The following is an 18,193-nucleotide window of genomic DNA, read 5'->3' on the forward strand; positions in this document are numbered from 1 at the left end:
ACCGTCAACATCTCCGGCTTCTACGTCGAGAACGCCGGGAAGCTGTACCGGGCCTGCGGCAACTGCACGAACTCCTACCAGCGCAACGTCGTCGTCGACAACATCCGCGTGAAGTCGCTGAAGGTCGTCGCCGGCATCAACACCAACTGGGGCGACACCGCCCGCTTCACCCGCGTCACCGTCATCGGCGACAGCTCGCACAACACGATCATCTGCGACAAGTACAAGGGTGTCCCGAAGGGCAGCGAGCCGACCCACATCGGCTCCGGCCCCGACAGCACCAACTGCTTCTACAACCCGAACACCGACGTGATCTGGGCCTGACGGCCGGCGGAGGGGCCCTTCACCGGGCCCCTCCGCGGTTCAGGCGGCGATCGTCTCCCGCCGCGCCGCCGGTGCCGGGGCCGGCCGCTTGCGGCCGAACCACAGCGCCCGGGCCACGACCGACGGGGCGAACAGCGCCGGCGGCGCCTTCATCAGGTTCGCGACCTCCAGGAACCGGCGGCCGACCGCGGCGCTGCGGCCCGACGCGGCCTGGATCCTCGCCACGTAGGCGTTGAGGAAGCGGGTCTTGCCCGTGCGCTCACCCTGGATCTCGGGGTTGGCGAGGTCGGCGCCGACCGCGATGTCCCACGGCACGTCGACGACCTTCGCCGCGCGGGCGTAGAACCGGCGCGGCAGCCCCGCCCGGCCGGCCCGCAGCGCGTCCCGCAGCTCGATCGCCTCCGCCGCCGCGACCGTCATGCCCTGGCCGTAGGCGGGGTTGAAGGCGCAGACGGCGTCCCCGATCGACACCAGGCCGTCCGGGAGCCGGCTCATCCGCTCGTACCGGCGGCGCACGCTCGCCGGCAGCCGCATCCGCAGCGGCGGGCCCAGCGGCTCGGCCGTGCTGAGCAGCTCACGCAACCGCGGGTCGGGCAGCTTCGCGGCGAAGTCCGCGAAGGCGTCGGTGGGCGGTGCCTGGCCCGCGCCGACACCGAGCAGCGTCACCATCCACCGGTCGCCGTCGGCGGCGATCGCGACGGCGCCGAACGGGCGGCCAGCGTTGGGGGAGTTGATGACCGCGGCGTAGTCCTGCGCGCCCGGGACCCGGCGGTAGTCGCGGGACACGTAGACGGTCAGCGGGTCGACGCGCTCCTCGACCGGCCGGTCGAAGCCGAGTGCGGCGAGCCACGTCGGGCCGCGGTTGCCGCGGCCGGTCGCGTCGACGACGAGGTCCGCGGCCACGTCGTGCTCGCCGCCGGCGACGGGCCGGACCTTCGCGCCGGTGACCCGGACCCCGTCGAACAGCAGGCCGGTCGCCTCATGACCGTCCAGGACGACGACCCCGGGCAGGGCGAGGACGTGCCGGCGGACGGCCGCCTCGAGCGTCGGGCGGCTCACGCACAACCCGGCGAGGCCGGACGCGACCCGCGGCATCGGCCGGTCGCCGGTGACCCACACGCAGTCGCGCATGATGTCGACGGGGATCGCACCGGCGGCGGTCAGCTCGCCGGCGATGCCGGGGAAGAGCTCCTCGAGGACCTGGCGGCCACGGGCGAGGAGCCCGTGGGAGTGCTCGCCCTGCGGCACGCCCTTACGGTTGGCGGCGCCGGCGGGAAGGGTGTCACGGTCGAATATGGTGACATTCGCAAATGACTCGCTGAGGACACGCGCGGCGAGCAGCCCGGCCATACTGGCACCGAGCACGACGGCATGACCGGATTTTTCCTCGGGTGACAAGGGAATCCTCCGTTTGAAGTGGCTGGCTGTGCGCAAACCGTAGCCACCGGGTCTGCCCCACGCCGTCTCCAACGGGACTGTCAGGTCGCCGACCGAGCCGTATCAGACCGCCGGGGACCGCCCGAACAGGGAAGACACGGGACACCCGCGGATCTCTCCGGTGTCCCGATGCCCTCGACAGTCGCCGACCCGACCGCAGCCTGCCTCTGGTGCGTCCGCGACGCGTGCCGGCGGGACGGGTGCGGCGACCCGTCCCGCCGGTGATCAGGAAGCGCCGCGGTCAGGCGAGGCGCAGCCAGGCTGACGTGTCGACCGGCAGGCGGCCGCCGGGCAGGTCGCCGCTGGTGAGCAGGACCTCGCCGGCGGGCAGGTCGACCGGGGCGCCGGACAGGTTGACGACGCAGGCGAAGCGGCCGTCGCCGCGGGTGAACGCGAGGACGTCGGCGGGCGCGTCCAGCCACGCCATCGGGCCGTCGCCGAGTCCCGCCAGGTCGCGGCGCATGGCGAGGGCCCGCCGGTACAGGCTGAGCATCGACGACGGGTCGGCGCTCTCCGACTCGACGGTCCACTGTGTCCAGTCGGCGGGCTGCGGGAGCCAGCCGGACGTCCCGACCTCGGCGGCGGTCCAGGGCAGCGGGACGCGGCAGCCGTCACGGCCGGGGTCGGCGCCGCCGGTGCGGGCGAAGATCGGGTCCTGCCGCGCCCCGGCGGGGAGGTCCTCGACCTCGGGCAGGCCGAGCTCCTCGCCCTGGTAGACGTAGACGGAGCCGGGCAGCGCCATGGTGAGCAGCGCGGCGGCGCGGGCCCGGCGGGTGCCGAGCGCCAGGTCGGTGGGGGCGAGGTGCCGGGTCTGGCGCAGGTGGTGCTCGAAGCCGGTCTCGGTCCGACCGTAGCGGGTGACGTGCCGCGTGACGTCGTGGTTGGACAGCACCCAGGTGGCGGGGGCGCCGACCGCGGCGTGCGCCTCGAGGGTCTCGTCGACGCACCGGCGCAGCGCCTTGGCGTCCCACGGGCAGCCGAGGAAGTCGAAGTTGAACGCCGCGTGCAGCTCGTCGGGGCGCAGGTACTGGGCGAAGCGCTGCTGGTCGGCGAGCCAGACCTCGCCGATGAGGGCGCGGCCGCCGGGGTAGCTGTCGGCGACGCGGCGCCAGGCGCGGTAGATGTCGTGGATCTCGTCGCGGTCGTTCCACGGGTGCGGGTCCGGCGGCGACGCGGGGTCGAAGTCGGGCAGCGCGGGGTCCTTGGCGACCATCGCCGCGGAGTCGATGCGGATGCCGTCGACGCCCCGGTCGAACCAGAACCGCAGGACGTCCTCGAACTCCTCGCGGACGACGGGGTTGTCCCAGTTGAAGTCGGGCTGGCCGGCGTCGAACATGTGCAGGTACCACTGCCCGTCGGCGACCTGGGTCCAGGCCGGCCCGCCGAAGATCGAGCCCCAGTCGTTCGGGGGCAGGTCACCGCGGCCGTCGCGGAACCAGAAGCGGTCCCGGAACGACGGATCCACCAGCGCCCGCTGGAACCAGGCGTGCGCGGTCGACGTGTGGTTCGGCACGATGTCGATGATGATCCGGATGCCCCGGGCGTGCGCCTCGTCGATCAGCGCCTCGGCCTCCGCCAGGGTGCCGAACGCCGGGTCGATGTCGCGGTAGTCGGCGACGTCGTAGCCGGCGTCGGCCATCGGCGACGGGAACCACGGGCTGAACCAGATCGCGTCGACCCCCAGGTCCCGCAGATACCCGAGGCGGGCCCGGACCCCGGCCAGGTCGCCCACGCCGTCGCCGTTGTCGTCGGCGAAGGACCGCGGATAGATCTGGTAGATGGCCGCGTCGCGCCACCATCGGGTATCTGCTGTGGACACTGGAGGTCCCCGCTTTCTGCTGGTTGTGAAGGGGTTAGAAGCCGCTGTTGCCCGGGCCACGCACGAGCGTGTAGCCGGTGTTGTTGAGCAGCCCGCCGGACGCGGCGCCGCTGACGGTGACGTAGTTGAAGGTGGCGGAGCCGGCGGCGGAGATCTCGATGCCGTAGGTGCCGGCACCGGCGATCTTCACGTGGTCGAAGGTGACGCCCGAGATGGTCCGCTGCCACGTCATCAGCAGGCCCTGGTACGAGCTGTCGAGGATGTCGACGTCCTTGACCAGCACCGTCGAGGTGATGTCGCGGGCCTCGGCGTACAACCACAGGGCGCCGATCGAGGAGCCCCAGTTGCGCTCGTACCCACCGGTGCGGGTCAGCGTGTTGCGCTGCACGCTCGTCGTCCCGGAGAACGGCTGCGCGCCGTGCCAGGTGCTGATCGCGATGCCGGACGCGGCGTAGACCGTGTCGGAGAACAGGTTGTCCTCGATCCGGTTGCCGTTCCCGCCGTAGATCGCCGCCGTGTTGGCCAGCATCGGCAGGGCGGCGGTGTTGAACGTGAACGCGGAGTTCGTCACCGGCGCGCTGTTGGACCACATGGCCAGGGCGTCGTCGCCGGTGTTGCGCAGGACGCTCTGGTCGACGCGGGTGTTGCGCAGGTCGCCGTTGAGGTTGACGCCGTCGGCGAAGGTGTCCCGGATGCGGACGCCCACCATGTACAGGCCGTCGGTGCCGCTGGACGCCCACAGGCCGACCTTGGTGTGCTCGACCCACAGGTTGTGCAGCAGCGAGCCGGTGCCGAAGTTGCCTTCCAGGGCCGCGTCGAAGTTGGTGTCGTCGCGGTACCGGACGTCCCCGGCGATGGTGAGGTCGGCGATCTGCACCTTCGAGCCGGTGGCGAAGAAGCCGCCCTTGCCGTTGCTGCCGCGGACCGTGGTGTGCCACATGCCTGCGCCGCGGATCGTGACGTTGTCGACGTTGATCCGGGACGTGATGTCCCACGTGCCGGCCGGCAGCCACAGCGTCCGGCCCTGCGACCTCGCCGCGGCGACGGCCGAGTTGAACGCGCCGGTGTCGTCGCCGCCGCCTGCGACCGCGCCGTAGTCGGTGATGGACAGCGAGTTCGCCGGTGCGGTGAACGGCGCCGCGACGACCTCGGTGTCGACGAGGTCGACGGTGATCGGGGTGCCGCCGTCGTTCTGCAGCTTCAGCACCGTGCCCGCCGGGTAGCTGGGCAGCGTGGTGCGGAACTCGTCGAAGAACCGGTGCGGCTCACCGCCGGCCGGGTTGTTGTTGTACGGGTACGCGCCGTACACCCAGCTGTAGGTGGAGGAGACCGGCAGGTCCTTGACCTTCGCGCCGCCGGCGTAGACGGCGAGGTTGGCGCTGGTGCCGGTGCCGGCCGCGTTGTCGGGCACGGACGCCCGCACGACCAGGGAGTTGGTCGGCTTGGTGAGGGTGAACTGGACGTACTTGCCGGCGTTGTCCAGGCGCACCGCGCGCCGGCCGGACGCCTCCGCGGCGACGCTCAGGTAGGCGCGGTCCGGGCCGATCGTGGTGGCGTTGGTGCTGCCGTTCTCCGCCTCGTACTCGGTGTAGGCGACGGTCGCGCCGCGCGCGGCGAGAGCGGTGGAGCCGGCGACGGCGACGTTGTCGAGGGACACGTTGCCGGAGTCGCCGCTGTCGTACTGGTAGCCGATCAGGTTGAGCCCGGCCCGCAGCGGCAGGGTCTGCGCCGCGGTGAGCCAGCCGCTGCCGGCGGCGAGGGAGATCTGGCCGACCTTCACGCCGTTCGCGTAGGTCGACAGCGTCTTCGTGCCGCCGGTGGTGTTGCTGTACCGCAGCGTCGTGGCCGCGTTCCCGGCGGTGGTGACGTTGACGGTACGGATGGCGCGGGCGCCGACGGCGGTGAAGCCGGTCGCGTAGCCGGTGCCGGTGTAGCCGCTGGTCGAGGTCGCGACGGTCGGCCCGCCGGACAGGAACGCGGTCTCCAGCTCGGCACCGCCGGAAGCGGGCGGCTGCGACGGGGTCGGCGACGTGCTGACGGACGCCACGACCAGGTTGTCGAGGTTGACGTTGCCGGAGTCGGTGCTGTCGAAGCGGTAGGCGACGCTGTTCGCGCCGTTGTTCAGCGCGACCGTGTCGGCCCGCGTGCCCCAGGAGTCCCAGTTGGCGGTCGCCGGCAGCGACACCTGCGTGACGCGGGTGCCGTTGACGTACAAGGAGAGCGTCATCGCCGACCCTGTGCCGTTGGCGTAGCGCAGGGTCAGCGACGACGAGCCCGCACCGGACCGGTTGACGGTGAACGTGGTCGCGGCGTTGCCCTTATTGCCGTCGGTGTAGCCGCCGACGAACCCGGAGCCGGTGAATCCACTGTGGTCGGTGGCGACGGCCGTACCGCCGGACAGCGCCGCGGACTCCGCCTCGAGGGTGCCGGCGGGCGGCGCGGCGACGTCGGCGACGACGAGGTTGTCGAGGTTGACGTTGCCGGAGTCGGTGCTGTCGAAGCGGTACGCGACGCTGTTGGTCCCGTTGTTGAGCGTGACGGTGTCGACGCGGGTGCCCCACGAGTCCCAGTTCGCGGTCGCGTTCAGCGACACCTGCGAGACGCGGGTCCCGTTGACGTACAACGACAGGGTCTTGGCGGAGCCCGTGCCGTTGGCGTAGCGGAGGGTGAGCGTGCGCTGCGCCGTACCGGAGACGCCGACGCTGAACGTGGTCCTGGCGTTGCCCTTGTTGCCGTCGACGTAGCCGCCGACGAAACCCGAGCCGGTGTAGCCGGTGTGGTCTGTGGCCGTGGCGGCGCCACCGGCGAGCGCGGCGGACTCGGCCTGGTAGGTGGTGGTGGCGGCCTCGGCGCGCATCGTCGCGGCGAGGGTGATGGACGCCGCCGCGATCAGGGTGGCGGCCCCGATCGCGAGCAGGCGGGATCGTCGGAGCATCGAACCGATCTCCTTAGTGGTGTGAAGAAAAACGGGTGTTGTATCAGCCTTTGAGCGCGCCCGCGGACAGGCCGCTCAAGATGCTGCGTTGGAAGACGGCGAACACGACCACCATCGGGATGCTGGTGATGGCGAGCCCCGCGAACATCTCGTTGGGGGTCACGTAGCCGTTGAACGCCAGGCGGCTCAGCGCGACGCTGATCGTCTGGTGGTCAGGGTCGGGCAGCACGAGCAGCGGCCACAGGAAGTCCTTCCAGGCGCCGATGATCGCGAAGATCGACACCACGGCGAGGACCGGTCGGGACAGCGGCAGCACGATGTGCCAGAGCATGCGCAGCCGCCCGGCGCCGTCGATGCCGGCGGAGTCCAGCAGCTCGTCGGGGATCTGGTCGAAGAACCGCTTGAGGACGTAGATGTTGAACGCGTTCGCCGCGCCCGGCAGCCACAGCGCCCACGGCGTGTTGAGCAGGTTCACGTGCAGCAGCGGCACGTCGGCGACCGTGAGGTAGCTGGGCACCAGCAGCGCCGCCGCGGGCAGCATCAGGCTGGCCAGCATCCCGCCGAGGATCAGCTTGCCGAAGCGGGGCCGCAGCTTCGACAGCGCATACGCCGCGGCGACGTCGACGACGAGCTGGAACAGCCAGCCGCCGATCGCGTAGAACGCCGTATTCAGCAGGTACCGGCCGATGTTGAGCTTCCGCCACGCGTCGAGGTACGTCTCCGGGTGCCAGCTCTGCGGGACGAGGGTCGGCACCGGCTGGGCGAGCTCGACCGGGGTCTTCACCGCGCCGGTGACCATCCAGTACAGCGGGAACACGAACAGCGCGACGAACAGCACCGCGAGGCCCCACAGCACGACCCGGTAGAGCACCCGGTGGCGCTGCAGCTCGCTGTCGGAGATGAGGGATCGCATCATGACTTCCGGGTGAGTCGCAGGTACACGGCGGAGAACGCGCCCAGGACGACGAACAGCAGCACGCTCATCGCGGCGGCCATCCCGAAGTCGTTGTTGACGGTGAACGCGTAGCGGTAGATGAGCACCATCACCGTGATCGAGTCCGGGTTGGTGGTGCCGGTCAGCTGGTACGGCTCGATGAACACCTGCATCGTCGCCACGATCTGCAGCAGGAGCAGCACCAGCAGGATGAAGCGCATCTGCGGCAGCGTCACGTGCCGGATCCGCTTCCAGACGCCGGCGCCGTCGAGCTCCGCGGCCTCGTAGAGCTCACCGGGGATGCTGGCCAGGCCCGCCAGGTACATGATGGTCGCGCCGCCCATGTTGGCCCACGTGCTCACCAGCACCAGCGACACCATCACCATCCGCGGCGACTGCGTCCAGCCCGACTCGGGCAGGTGCAGCGCCGACAGGACCGCGTTGAACAGGCCGTTGCCCGGGTCGTAGAAGTACTGCCAGAGGATGACCGTGACGATCGGCGGCAGCATCACCGGCAGGTACACCGCGAACCGGAAGAACCCCTTCAGGTGCCGCAGCTCGTGCAGGACGATCGCCACCCCGAACGGGACGAGGTAGCCGAACACCAGGGCGAGGCCGGTGAAGTACAGCGTGTTCTTCCACGCCGTCCAGAACAGCGGGTCGTCGAGCACCGCCTGGAAGTTGGCCAGCCCGACCCACTCCGGCTCGGTGACGAAGTTGTCCTGCTGGAACGCCAGGATGATGCCCTTGACGAGCGGCCACCAGCTGAACAGCCCGAAGCAGAGCAGACCCGCCGCCAGGAACGCGTAGGCGGTGGCGTTGTCGGCGATCCGGCGCCTGGTCGCTCCGCCCCGCGCGGCCTCGGTGGTGACAGGCCGCGCGGGACGGGTCGGGGTGATCGTCGCCATCGTTACTTGACTGTCGCCAGGATCTGGTTGACCTGGGTCTCGGCGTCCTTGAGCAGCTGGTCGACGTTGGCGTTCGGGTCGGTGAGGACCTTCAGCATCGCGGTGTCCAGCACGGCGTAGAGCTGCTGCGCGTTCGGCGGCTCGATCTTCAGCGGGACGCCGGCGCTGGCCTTGTTGAACGGCGCGTAGTTGGCGGCCGGCACGTTGGCGTACTTGGTGTTCGCGGCGATCAGCTTCTGCTCCGACCCGCCCGTCCAGATGTTGGGCTCCGGGATGCCGACCGGCTGGTTCTTCTCCTTGTCGAGGGCCTTGTCGGCGTCGACGCGGTCCGGGTTGAGCTTGCGGAACGCGAGCCACTGCAGGCCCGCCTTGATCTTCGCGGGGGACAGGCCGGCCTTGAACATGTAGCCGTCGCCGCCGCCGAGGGTCGCCTTGCCGTCGGGGATGACACCGAGGCCGTAGTCCTCGTACTTGCCCTTGTACTGGTTGACGATGTTGGGCAGGTCGCCGGTGCCGCCGACCATCATGCCGAGCTTGCCCGACGCCATGTGGGTCAGCAGGTCCGCGTACTCCAGGGCCTGCTTCTCGGCCATCGACCTGTCGGTGAAGCGCATGTCCTTGAGCTGCTGCAGGACCTGCTTGCCCTGGGCGTTGTTGAAGCCGGCCTTCCAGGTCTCGCCGTCCTTGACCGCCATCTCGCCACCGACGGAGTACAGCTCCGCGGTGAAGTGCCAGCCGCCGGTGTTGTTCTTGCTGAAGTCGCCGTAGCCGGTGATGCCGTTGCCCAGTGCGGTGATCTTCTTGGCGGCCTCGCGGACCTCGGCCCACGTCGCCGGCGGCTTGTCGGGGTCGAGTCCGGCCTGCTGGAACAGCGTCCGGTTGTAGATCAGGCCGAGGGAGTAGTTGGCCGACGGCAGGCCATAGGTCTTGCCCTTGCCGTCGCTGAAGACCTGCATCAGGACGGGGCGGACGTCCTTGAGCGCCGGGACCTCGCCGAGATACGGCGTGATGTCGGAGACCTGCTTCTTCGCGATCAGGTTCTGCGGGTCGGTGAAGTAGACGTAGAAGACGTCCTCCAGCTGGCCGCCGGCCAGTTTGGCGCTGAACGTCTTCGGGTCCATCTGACCCTCTTTGGCGTCGATCTTGATGTTGGGGTACTTCGCCTCGAAGTCCTTGACGTCCTTCTCGAAGTTCGCGCGGTTGTACTCGTCGGTGGCGGCGGGCATGCCGTTGACGACCAGCGTCACCGGTCCGTCGGCGGCCTCCGGCTCGTCCCCTGTATCGCCGCATGCGGCCAAGAACAGTGACGCTGCGAGGGTCACTGCCGCGGCGGCGCGGAAATGCTTCATGGTGCCTCTCTCTCCACGAGCCAAAGAATCGGGCGGCGGGCCCGAGGGGTGTGGCTTCTTGCTCACGACGTGTGAGGGCCGCGCCGTTGTTCCCGGCGCGTGGAGACGAGAGTAGGGCCATGGACATCAGAAAGTCCATAGCTTCTTGCAATCCAATGCAAGAACCCGCTACTCCGCTTGCGTAGCCTTGCAAATGTAGTTGTTTTCCCAGCTCAGGAGCGGTGCTTCACCGGTCCCGTGGAGTCCCGGACGATGAGCTCCGGGTCGTAGAGCTGCTCGTCGAGGGCGACCTTGCGCCCGTCGATCTGCGCCACGAGCGACGCGACGGCGGCCGCGCCGATGGTCTCGATCGGCTGCCGCAGCGTGGTCAGCGGCGGGTCGGTGTAGGCCATGTACGCCGAGTCGTCGAAGCCGATCACGGACAGGTCGCCGGGCACGTCGAGGCCCTGCTTGCGGGCCGCCCGGATGGCGCCGAGCGCGAGGGCGTCGCTGGCGCACACGACGGCCGTCGCGCCCTGCGCGAGCAGCCCGTTCGTCGCCGCCTGGCCGCCCTCCATCGAGAACATCGTGCGGGTGACCAGCTTGCGCGCCGGCCCCTTGGCCCGGGCCAGGAACTCCTCGACCTTCCGGTCCGACGGGACGTGCCCGGCGGGTCCGACGACGACGCCGATGCGCTGGTGGCCGAGGCTCTGCAGGTGGCTCAGCGCCAGGTCGACGGCCATCGCGTCGTCGACGCCGACCCGCGGGACGTCCCGGTTCTCGTCCGCGGGGTTGATCAGGATGATCGGCAGCTTCCGCCGGCGCAGCGCGTCGGCCTGCTCCGGGCCCGCGTCGGCATAGCTGGCCGCGACGAACACGATGCCCGCGACCTGCCTGGCCAGGAGCATCTCGATGTAGTGCGCCTCGGACACGCCGTCGGACGTGCGCGTGCACAGCACCGGCACGAGACCCTGCCGAAACAGCGCGCCCGCCATCGCCTCCGCATAGGCCGGGAAGATCGGGTTGTGCAAGTCGGGCAGCACCATGCCGACCAGCCGGGCCATCTCGCTGCGGTGCCGGAACGGCCGCTGATAGCCCATCACGTCCAGCGCGGTGAGCACGGAGTCCCTGGTCGCGGCGGCGATGCCGGGCCGGTCGTGCAGCACCCGGCTGACCGTCGCCTCGCTCACGCCGGCGTATTTGGCGACCTTCGACAGTCTCGTGACCACGCCAGCAGTCTAACCATCGGTCATGCAAAAACACCATCCGGTCGTGCAACGATTTGCATAACTGAGGGTAGTCACGAAAGTTGTTACATTGGATCGTGACCTTTCCCGGCCCCGTGCTCGCCGCGCCCATGGCCGGCGGCGCCGGCACCCCGGCCCTCCTCGCCGCGTGCGGCGGCGGCTTCCTCGCCGCCGGCTATCTCACCCCCGGCGCGCTGGCGTCGCGGATCGCGCAGACCAGGGCGGGCGGCACGTGGTTCGGCGTGAACCTCTTCGCTCCGCCCGCCGTCCCGGTCCCGCCCGCCGCCCTGGCGCGCTACGCGGACGAGCTCCGGCCGGAGTTCGCCGTGTACGACCTGACCCCCTCGCCGCCACCGGCGGACGACGACGACCACTGGGCGGCGAAGCTCGACCTGCTGCTCGAGGACCCGGTGCCGGCGGTGAGCTTCACGTTCGGCATCCCGCCGGCGGCGACGGTCACCGCGCTGCGCCGGGTCGGCACCCTCGTCCTGCAGACCGTCACCACCCCGGCCGAGGCGCTCCTCGCGGCGGGTGCCGGCGTCGACGCCCTGGTCGTGCAGTCGTCCTCCGCGGGCGGCCACTCGGCCACCCTGACCCCCGCCGCCGCGCCGTCCCCGGTGCCGCCGTTGTGCCTGCCCGAGCTGGTCGCGGCGGTGCGGGGCGCGGTGTCGCTGCCGGTCGTCGCCGCGGGCGGGATCGCCACTTCGGCGGACGTCGCCGCCGCCCTGCACGCGGGCGCCGCCGCCACCATGGCCGGCACCGCCCTGCTGCGCACCGACGAGGCCGGCACCTCGGCCCCGCACCGGGCCGCCCTCGCCGCCCCGGCCGGCGCCGGCACCGTGGTGACCAGAGCCTTCACGGGACGGCCCGCGCGGGCGTTGCGCAACGGGTTCATCGACCGCCACGACGCGACCGCGCCGCTCGGGTACCCACGGATCCACCACCTGACGGCGCCGCTGCGCAGGGCCGCCGCGGCCGCCGGTGACCTCGACCGGGTCCACCTGTGGGCGGGCACCGGCCACCGGCACGCCGCCACCGGCCCGGCCGCCGCGGTCGTCGCCGCCCTGACCGCCGCGCTGTGACGGCGCCCGGGGCCCGGGCCGGCTACGCGGGGCGGACCAGGCGCGCGGTCAGGTCCGTGGCGGCGACGACCGACCGCAGCGCGTCCGGGTCGCCGCCGTCGAGGCCGAGGGCGGCGGCCCGCGGGTAGGGGCGGACCCGCGCGCCCGCGTCCTCCAGGGCGAGGATCAGGCCGAGCACCCGGCCCTCGACGTCGCCGGTGAGCAGCACCCGGTGCTCGTGCCGCTGGGAGCCGCCGCCGTCGAACGCCTCCTGGAGCACGGCGGCGGTGGAGCGGGTCATCGAGCGGGTGGTGTTCACGCCGGGCGGGGTGGGGGAGTAGACGGGCCAGTACGCGTGCCGTTCGCCGCGGCGCGGCCGGCGGGGATGGCCGGCGCAGTGCCGCAGGAACCCGGCGAGGTCGGTGACGTGGTGGGCGCGGGCCTCGGCGGCGAGCACCGCCCACGTGAACCCGCCGGCGAGCCCCCACGCGGCGCCGTCGAGCTGGTGGGCGCGGGACCAGGCCCGCACGTCGCCGAGCAGCGCCCGGAACACGGGGTCGGCCGCGGGCAGCGCGTCGGCGTCCCGGACGGCGAGGACCGCCCGCAGGTCGGCGTCGTGCAGGGCGGCCAGGTCCAGGTCCGCGGCCGGGTCGACGCTCACCCGCTGCACGTCCACCCCGACGCCGCTGACGACGGCCCGCACCACGGGCACGACGCTCCCGGCGAGCCGCGCGCCGTCCAGCAGCCCCGCGAGGTGCTCCAGGGCGTCCGGCGCCGGCGTCGCCCACACCAGGTCCAGGTCGGTGGACGGCCCGGCGACCCCGAGCCGCACCGAGCCGGCCACGTGCAGCACCCCGGCCGGGTCGACCGCGGCGCAGGTGGCGGCGACGGTGTGCAGCGCGGCCTGGTGCGACGGTGACGGCAGGCCGCTCCACGCGGGCAGGTCCGCGACGGCTGGGTGCGGCGCGACCGGGCCGAGCGGCACGCTGTCGCGGACGGCGAACGGCTCGTCGTCCCGGCGGCTGATGAGGTCCACGGCCGAGACGGTGAACTCGACCGGCTCCCAGTCCGCCTGCCACTGCCGGACCCGCGCGTCGACGTCCGGCCCGGTCAGCTTCGCGACCGTCAGGTGCGGGGTGAACCCGCCGCGGCTGTCCTGCTCGACGCAGCCGGGGAAACGCGCGGCGAGGGCCGCCCGCAGCTCCCGCAGCGGCTCCGGCGGTGACGGCTCCAGCCACACGGTGGTGCTGCCGCGGTGCTTGAACGTGCGGAACTCCGACAACCGGATCCGCACCGGCCCGAGCTCGGCGACGGCCTCCCGGACCGCGGCCGCCGCCCGCGGGAACGCGTCCTCGGGGACGAACCCGTACACCAGGTTGATGTGCGGCATCCAGCGCCGGAACGACGGGTCGTGCGCGGACCGGATCGCCTGGACCGCCGGCCACGCCGCCACCGGCGGGCGCAGGACGAGCGCCGACGTGTGCACGGACGCCGCACCGACCACAGTGGACGGTGCCGCGTCCTGCAGGAGGGCGGTGACGCCGAAGTGGTCGGACACGAACCGGGACCCGTCGAACGGCCGGTCGCCGAAGCGCTCCACGGCGAGCGGCACGAGCCCGCCGGGCGCGCCGGACCGGATGAGGATCCGGTCGAGGCGCCGCGGCAGCCCGGTCCGGGACGCGACCGCCGCGAGCGGGTTGACCGCGGGGTCGAACGTGAACCCGGCGTCGTGCGGGTGCAGCGCCCGCCACGCGTCGGTGTAGCCGGCGACGTCGGGGCGGGTGTCGTCGCCGAAGTTGACGTCGGCGAGGACGACGGCGCCGTCGAGGTCGCCGCGGCCGAGCCGTTCGTCGATGATCCGCAGCTGGTGTTCGCGGCGCTGCTCGGCGCCCGCGGTGTGGTCGCTGGTCAGGTGCGCCGCGACGAACCCGACCCGCCGCCCGTTGAGGCGGGCCGTGCCGAGGATGGTCCGCTTGTACGTGCTGAGCCGGTGCACCTCGAGCGACAGCGGCCACCGGGACAGCAGCACGGTGCCGTAGTCCGCGTCGGGACCCGCCGACACGTGGTAGCCGTCCCGGACCCACGGCGCGGCGAGCAGCGCGTCCCACAGCGCGACCGTCACCTCGTGCAGCGCGACGACGTCGGCGCCGAGCCCGCGCAGGAGCTCGACGCACGCGGGGACGCGCAGCTCGGGGTAGGTGAGGTCCCGGTCGTACGCGTCGGACAGCACGTTGAACGTGGCGACCTGCACGGCGTCGGCCCGCACGTCCGCGGCCGGCGGCGCGGGCACCCACCCGCCGGTGGCCGCGTCGAAACGCAGGCACCCGGCGGCGTCGAACGCCACCCCCCGCCCCGGCGCGGCGACGGCAGGGGCGACGGCCGGGGCGACGGCAGGGGCCGCTGCCGGCGCGTCCCGCAGCGCCGTGAGGTCCGCGGCGGGCGTGTCACCGGTGCCGAACACGAGGTCGACCCGCGCGTGCCGGTCCCAGACGACGAGGTCGCCGGCCTTCACGTACCGCACCCGATGCCACGGCACGTCCCCACCGGCGACGAACAGCGGCAGCGGCGTCTCCCGGATCCCGGTGCCCCGCTCCTCGTAGCCGACGGCGAACCGGGCGGCGTCGAGGGCCGCGTCGAACCGGATCCGGGACACGACGTCCTGCACGGGACGCAGACTCCCGGTCCCTTTCGCCATGCCCGGATCGTAGGCCGCCACGCCACAGGCGCTCCACCGGTTTAGCCGCCGGGCGAAGGCGCCGCCGACCCGGACGGCGACGGCGACGGCGACGGCGACGGCAGTTCGGTGGACTCGGGCGCGGGCGTCGGCGAGGCCTCCGCCGCCGACGGGTCCACGGTCGGCACCGCCGGCACCGCCTCCACCGTCACCTCCGGCAGGTCGAACGTCCACCCGGCGGCCAGCAGCCGCGGGATCAGGATCCGCATCGCCTCCACGGTCTGGCCGCGGTCGCCGCCGCCGTCGTGGACGAGCACGATCGCGCCCGGCGTCAGCTGCCGCTCGATCCGCGACACGATCTCCGCCGCGCCGGGCATCGTCCAGTCGTCGGGGTCGACGGTCCAGCCGATCGGCGTGTGCCGCATGTCGTGGGCGACCTTCGCCGACACGCCCCAGTCGCCGTACGGCGCCCGGAAGTACGTGACGGTCGAGCCGGGCGCGGCGGCGGCGATCGCGGCGTCGGTGGTCGCGATGTCGTCGTGGACCCGCTCGGCGGTGGCGTGCCCGAGCTCGTCGTGGTGGGTGGAGTGGTTGCACAGGGCGTGGCCGTCGGCGACGATCCGGCGGACCTGCGCGGGGTGGTCCGCGACGGCCTCGCCGACGACGCAGAAGGTGCCGCGGATGCCGTACTGGCGCAGCAGGTCCAGCACGGCGGTGGTGTATTGCGACGGGCCGTCGTCGAACGTCAGCGCGAGGGTCCTGCCCGGGTGGGCGGTGCGCAGGACGGGCCGGGCGCCGACGGCGGCGGCCGGGGCGCGGCCGTCGAGGTCGTCGGGGCTGCCGGTCCTGCCGGCGTCGCCGGTGTCGGCGCGCCCGACGTGCGCCGGTGCGGGGAACGCGGCCTCGGCGGTGCCGTGCAGCGCGGCCCGCACGAAGTCCCGCCACAGTCGCGCCGGGAGGGTCTCGCCCTCGATGGGCGCGCCGCCGTCGTCGCGGATCGGGCCGGGCACCAGCCTGCCCATCCAGACGGCGGCGGCGAGCTGCGGGGTGTAGCCGCTCATCCACGCGTCCTGGTTGTCGCCGGTGTCGCCCCACTGCTGGCTGCCGGTGGCGCCGGCGGCGGGCCGCCCGGGGGTGAGGCCGCGGCCGTCGACGACGGCCCGGAGGACGGCGGTGACGTCGGCGGCGACCCGCGGGTCGAGCACCCGCGCGCGGGACGGCGCGGCCCGCCACGCGACCGCCCCGCCTGCGGTCGTCACGGACCCGACGAAGTGGCGTTCGCTGCGGGTACCGGCGGCGGCGAACGTCGCGTAGACCGTGGCGACGTCGGCGACGGACACGGGATAGCGGCCGAGGGCGATGTCGGCGCGGGTGCGGCCGGGACGCGGGTCGCCCTGGACGTCGACGAGCGACGGGTTGCCGCCGTACGCGGGTGCGACACCGAGGTCGAGTGCCACGGCCCGCACCTTGTCGCCGCCGATCCGCCGCGACAGCGCGTAGATCGGGGTGTTCAGCGACCGGACCATCGCCTCCTCGAGGGTGCAGGAGGGGCATTGCGCGCCGCCGCGGTTGGTCAGCGGCACGCCGCCCCGGTCGGCGAACAGCCGCGGCGATCGGCCGTCCCACCGCGACAGGTAGCCGATGCCCTCGCGGAGCCCGGCGGCGAGCGCGACCGCCCGGAACGTCGCCGCCGGCGGGTGCGGCGCGGCCGCGTCGTCGTAGTACCCGCGGCCCTGGTCGCCGCCGTAGTACGCGCGGACGGCGCCGCTGCCCGGGTCGACGGCGACGAGCGCGGCCCGCAGCCCGTCCGGCTGGCCGCGCAGCGCCGCGCCGACGAGGTCGAGGGCGGCGCCCTGCGCGGCCGCGTCGAGGGTGGTGACGACGGTGAGCCCGCCGGTGTGCAGCTGCTGCGCCGTGACGCCGTGCGCGGCGAGCTCCCGCTCGACCCGGTCGACGACGAGCCCGTTCCCGCCCGCCCGCCGCGCCACCGGCAGCACCGGCGGGTAGGCCGGCTGCCCGGCGCCCATCCCGGCGACGACCCACCGCCACCGGTCGAGGGCCTCGCCGGGGTTGACCGCCGGGTCGAAGTACGACGGGTCCTTGACGACGGCGGCGAGCACCGCGCCCTGCGCGCCGTCGAGGTCCTCCGGCGGCATCCCGAAGTACGCGTGCGCGGCGGCGGCGATCCCGTAGGCGCCGCGCCCGTAGTAGATGGTGTTCAGGTAGCGGGCGAGGATCTCGTCCTTGGACACGGCGCGTTCGAGCTTGACGGCCAGCGCGAACTCCCGCGCCTTCCGCCCGGCCGTCACCTGCTGCGTCAGGTAGGCGTTGCGCACGTACTGCTGCGTGATCGTCGACGCGCCCTGCCGGGCGCCGCCGGCGTCGGCGACGACGGCGCGGAACACGCCCCGCACGGAGATGCCCCAGTGGTCGGGGAAGTCGCGGTCCTCGGCGGCGACGAACGCCCGGCGGACCGGCTCGGGGACCGCGGCGAGCGGCACGTCGGTGTGGTCGGTGACGCCGACCCGGGCCAGGACGGTGTGCCCGTCGCGGTAGTACAGCACCGACGCCTGCGGGCCGACCGGGGTGGCCGGCAGGTCCACGGAGGCGATCCAGCCCTCGAGGGCGGCGTCGCCGGCGATCGTGACGAGGACGAGGAGCACGAGCGCCCGGCAGGTGACCCGCAGCCAGGCGCGGGGGCGCCGCTTCAAGAGGTCCATGACGCGGGTCACGCTAGCGGCGCGGCGCCCCCACGCCGATCGTCCGGGTGACGGACCACGGCCCGGGTCGCCCGCCCGGACCCAGGCCGGCGGCCGGTGCGCCGACCGCGACCGGGGTCGCCCGCCCGGGTCCGGCGGCTCGTCGATCCGTCCACCATCCGGGACGACCGGCCCGCGGTCCAGGACGATCGGTCCGCCGTCCCGGGGTGTGCGCCGTTCGGCGTGCACCGGCGGCGGGCTCAGCCGAGACGGACCTCCACGGCGACCGTCGGGCCGTCCACGGTGGTGCGGGCGTCCGGGAACAGGCGGCCCAGCAGGCGCAGCATCGGCGTGTTGTCGGTGAGGACGGCGGCCTCCACGATCTGGTAGTCGAGGGCCTCCGCGACCGTCACCAGGTGCCGCAGCAGGGTCCGGCCGACCCCGCGGCCCTGCGCGGCGTCGACGACCTCGACCGCGACCTCGGCCCGCCCGGACCCGGTCGCGACGAGGTGGCCGATACCCTCGGCGACCCAGCCGCCCGGACCGATCCGCTCGGCGACGAGGACGATCCGGCGGCGTCCGTCCACAGCGGACAGTGCCGCCCGGTTCGCCGGGCTCAGCCGGTGCATCGCCGTGTGGTAGCGCAGGTACCGGGACCGGACGGACAGGCCGTCGAAGACGTCCTGCAGCACGTCGACCTCGCCACGGGCGAGGGGCCTGACACGTAACCGCCGCGCGTCGGGGCGGGACATCACCTCTTGCATACGTCGAGCATCGGCGCGGGCACCGGTGACCCGGATCCGTAGAACTACCGGCGGGCGCCGGTA

At 73.0% G+C, this 18,193-nt stretch carries 12 protein-coding genes; 2 read left to right on the forward strand and 10 right to left on the reverse strand.

All coding sequences use genetic code 11. The annotated features are described in order from the left end of the window. Window positions 1-324, forward strand: a 324-nt coding sequence (locus ACZ6TV_RS24580) for a pectate lyase (protein WP_465299585.1), incomplete at its 5' end; no start/stop codon positions are given. A gap of 39 nt (window positions 325-363) precedes the next feature. On the opposite strand, the gene ACZ6TV_RS24585 is transcribed toward ACZ6TV_RS24580, so the two are convergent. The 7 genes from ACZ6TV_RS24585 to ACZ6TV_RS24615 all read right to left on the reverse strand — a co-directional run bounded on the left by ACZ6TV_RS24585 (window position 364) and on the right by ACZ6TV_RS24615 (window position 10,914). After that, on the reverse strand, window positions 364-1,689 hold the full coding sequence (locus ACZ6TV_RS24585; RefSeq protein ID WP_465299586.1) for an FAD-dependent oxidoreductase: 1,326 nt from the start codon (window positions 1,687-1,689) through the stop codon (window positions 364-366). Between the two features lie 313 nt (window positions 1,690-2,002). Next, a complete protein-coding gene (locus ACZ6TV_RS24590) occupies window positions 2,003-3,580 on the reverse strand; it encodes a glycoside hydrolase family 13 protein (RefSeq protein WP_465299587.1) in 1,578 nt (525 codons plus the stop codon). Window positions 3,581-3,614: 34 nt separating this feature from the next. Continuing rightward, window positions 3,615-6,515, reverse strand: coding sequence for a CBM35 domain-containing protein (locus tag ACZ6TV_RS24595; protein WP_465299588.1), 2,901 nt, complete (start codon window positions 6,513-6,515; stop codon window positions 3,615-3,617). Window positions 6,516-6,558: 43 nt separating this feature from the next. Beyond that, window positions 6,559-7,431 carry a carbohydrate ABC transporter permease gene (locus ACZ6TV_RS24600; RefSeq protein WP_465299589.1) on the reverse strand — a complete coding sequence of 291 codons (873 nt, stop codon included), beginning with the start codon at window positions 7,429-7,431 and terminating at the stop codon, window positions 6,559-6,561. After that, complete coding sequence (locus ACZ6TV_RS24605) at window positions 7,428-8,357, reverse strand: carbohydrate ABC transporter permease (RefSeq protein WP_465299590.1); 930 nt, start codon at window positions 8,355-8,357, stop codon at window positions 7,428-7,430. The genes ACZ6TV_RS24600 and ACZ6TV_RS24605 overlap by 4 nt, the downstream gene beginning before the upstream one ends. A gap of 2 nt (window positions 8,358-8,359) precedes the next feature. Further along, window positions 8,360-9,706 (reverse strand): ABC transporter substrate-binding protein, encoded by a 1,347-nt coding sequence (locus ACZ6TV_RS24610; protein WP_465299591.1) that lies wholly within the window; start codon window positions 9,704-9,706, stop codon window positions 8,360-8,362. Window positions 9,707-9,918: 212 nt separating this feature from the next. Further along, the gene (locus ACZ6TV_RS24615; RefSeq protein ID WP_465299592.1) at window positions 9,919-10,914 is read right to left on the reverse strand and encodes a LacI family DNA-binding transcriptional regulator; all 996 of its coding nucleotides are present in this window, start codon (window positions 10,912-10,914) and stop codon (window positions 9,919-9,921) included. Between the two features lie 95 nt (window positions 10,915-11,009). On the opposite strand from ACZ6TV_RS24615, the gene ACZ6TV_RS24620 reads away from it, so the two are divergent. Further along, a complete protein-coding gene (locus ACZ6TV_RS24620; RefSeq protein WP_465299593.1) occupies window positions 11,010-12,014 on the forward strand; it encodes a nitronate monooxygenase in 1,005 nt (334 codons plus the stop codon). A gap of 22 nt (window positions 12,015-12,036) precedes the next feature. Here ACZ6TV_RS24620 and ACZ6TV_RS24625 read toward each other — a convergent pair whose 3' ends face one another. The 3 genes from ACZ6TV_RS24625 to ACZ6TV_RS24635 form a co-directional block, all read right to left on the reverse strand. Further along, window positions 12,037-14,688: an RNA repair domain-containing protein gene (locus ACZ6TV_RS24625; RefSeq protein WP_465299594.1), complete on the reverse strand. Its 2,652-nt coding sequence runs from the start codon at window positions 14,686-14,688 to the stop codon at window positions 12,037-12,039. A gap of 41 nt (window positions 14,689-14,729) precedes the next feature. Further along, the gene (locus ACZ6TV_RS24630; protein ID WP_465299595.1) at window positions 14,730-17,387 is read right to left on the reverse strand and encodes a transglycosylase domain-containing protein; all 2,658 of its coding nucleotides are present in this window, start codon (window positions 17,385-17,387) and stop codon (window positions 14,730-14,732) included. Window positions 17,388-17,626: 239 nt separating this feature from the next. Continuing rightward, window positions 17,627-18,130: a GNAT family N-acetyltransferase gene (locus tag ACZ6TV_RS24635; RefSeq protein ID WP_465299596.1), complete on the reverse strand. Its 504-nt coding sequence runs from the start codon at window positions 18,128-18,130 to the stop codon at window positions 17,627-17,629. Between the last annotated feature and the right edge of the window lie 63 nt (window positions 18,131-18,193).

The organism is Dactylosporangium sp. NPDC051087, assembly GCF_055586325.1.

Coding starts and splice junctions, on each gene's coding strand:
- ACZ6TV_RS24595 (WP_465299588.1), bottom strand. CDS start 6,515: ATGCTCCGACGATCCCGCCTGCTCGCGATCGGGGCCGCCACCCTGATC.
- ACZ6TV_RS24600 (WP_465299589.1), bottom strand. CDS start 7,431: ATGATGCGATCCCTCATCTCCGACAGCGAGCTGCAGCGCCACCGGGTG.
- ACZ6TV_RS24605 (WP_465299590.1), bottom strand. CDS start 8,357: ATGGCGACGATCACCCCGACCCGTCCCGCGCGGCCTGTCACCACCGAG.
- ACZ6TV_RS24610 (WP_465299591.1), bottom strand. CDS start 9,706: ATGAAGCATTTCCGCGCCGCCGCGGCAGTGACCCTCGCAGCGTCACTG.
- ACZ6TV_RS24625 (WP_465299594.1), bottom strand. CDS start 14,688: ATGGCGAAAGGGACCGGGAGTCTGCGTCCCGTGCAGGACGTCGTGTCC.
- ACZ6TV_RS24630 (WP_465299595.1), bottom strand. CDS start 17,387: ATGGACCTCTTGAAGCGGCGCCCCCGCGCCTGGCTGCGGGTCACCTGC.
- ACZ6TV_RS24635 (WP_465299596.1), bottom strand. CDS start 18,130: ATGCAAGAGGTGATGTCCCGCCCCGACGCGCGGCGGTTACGTGTCAGG.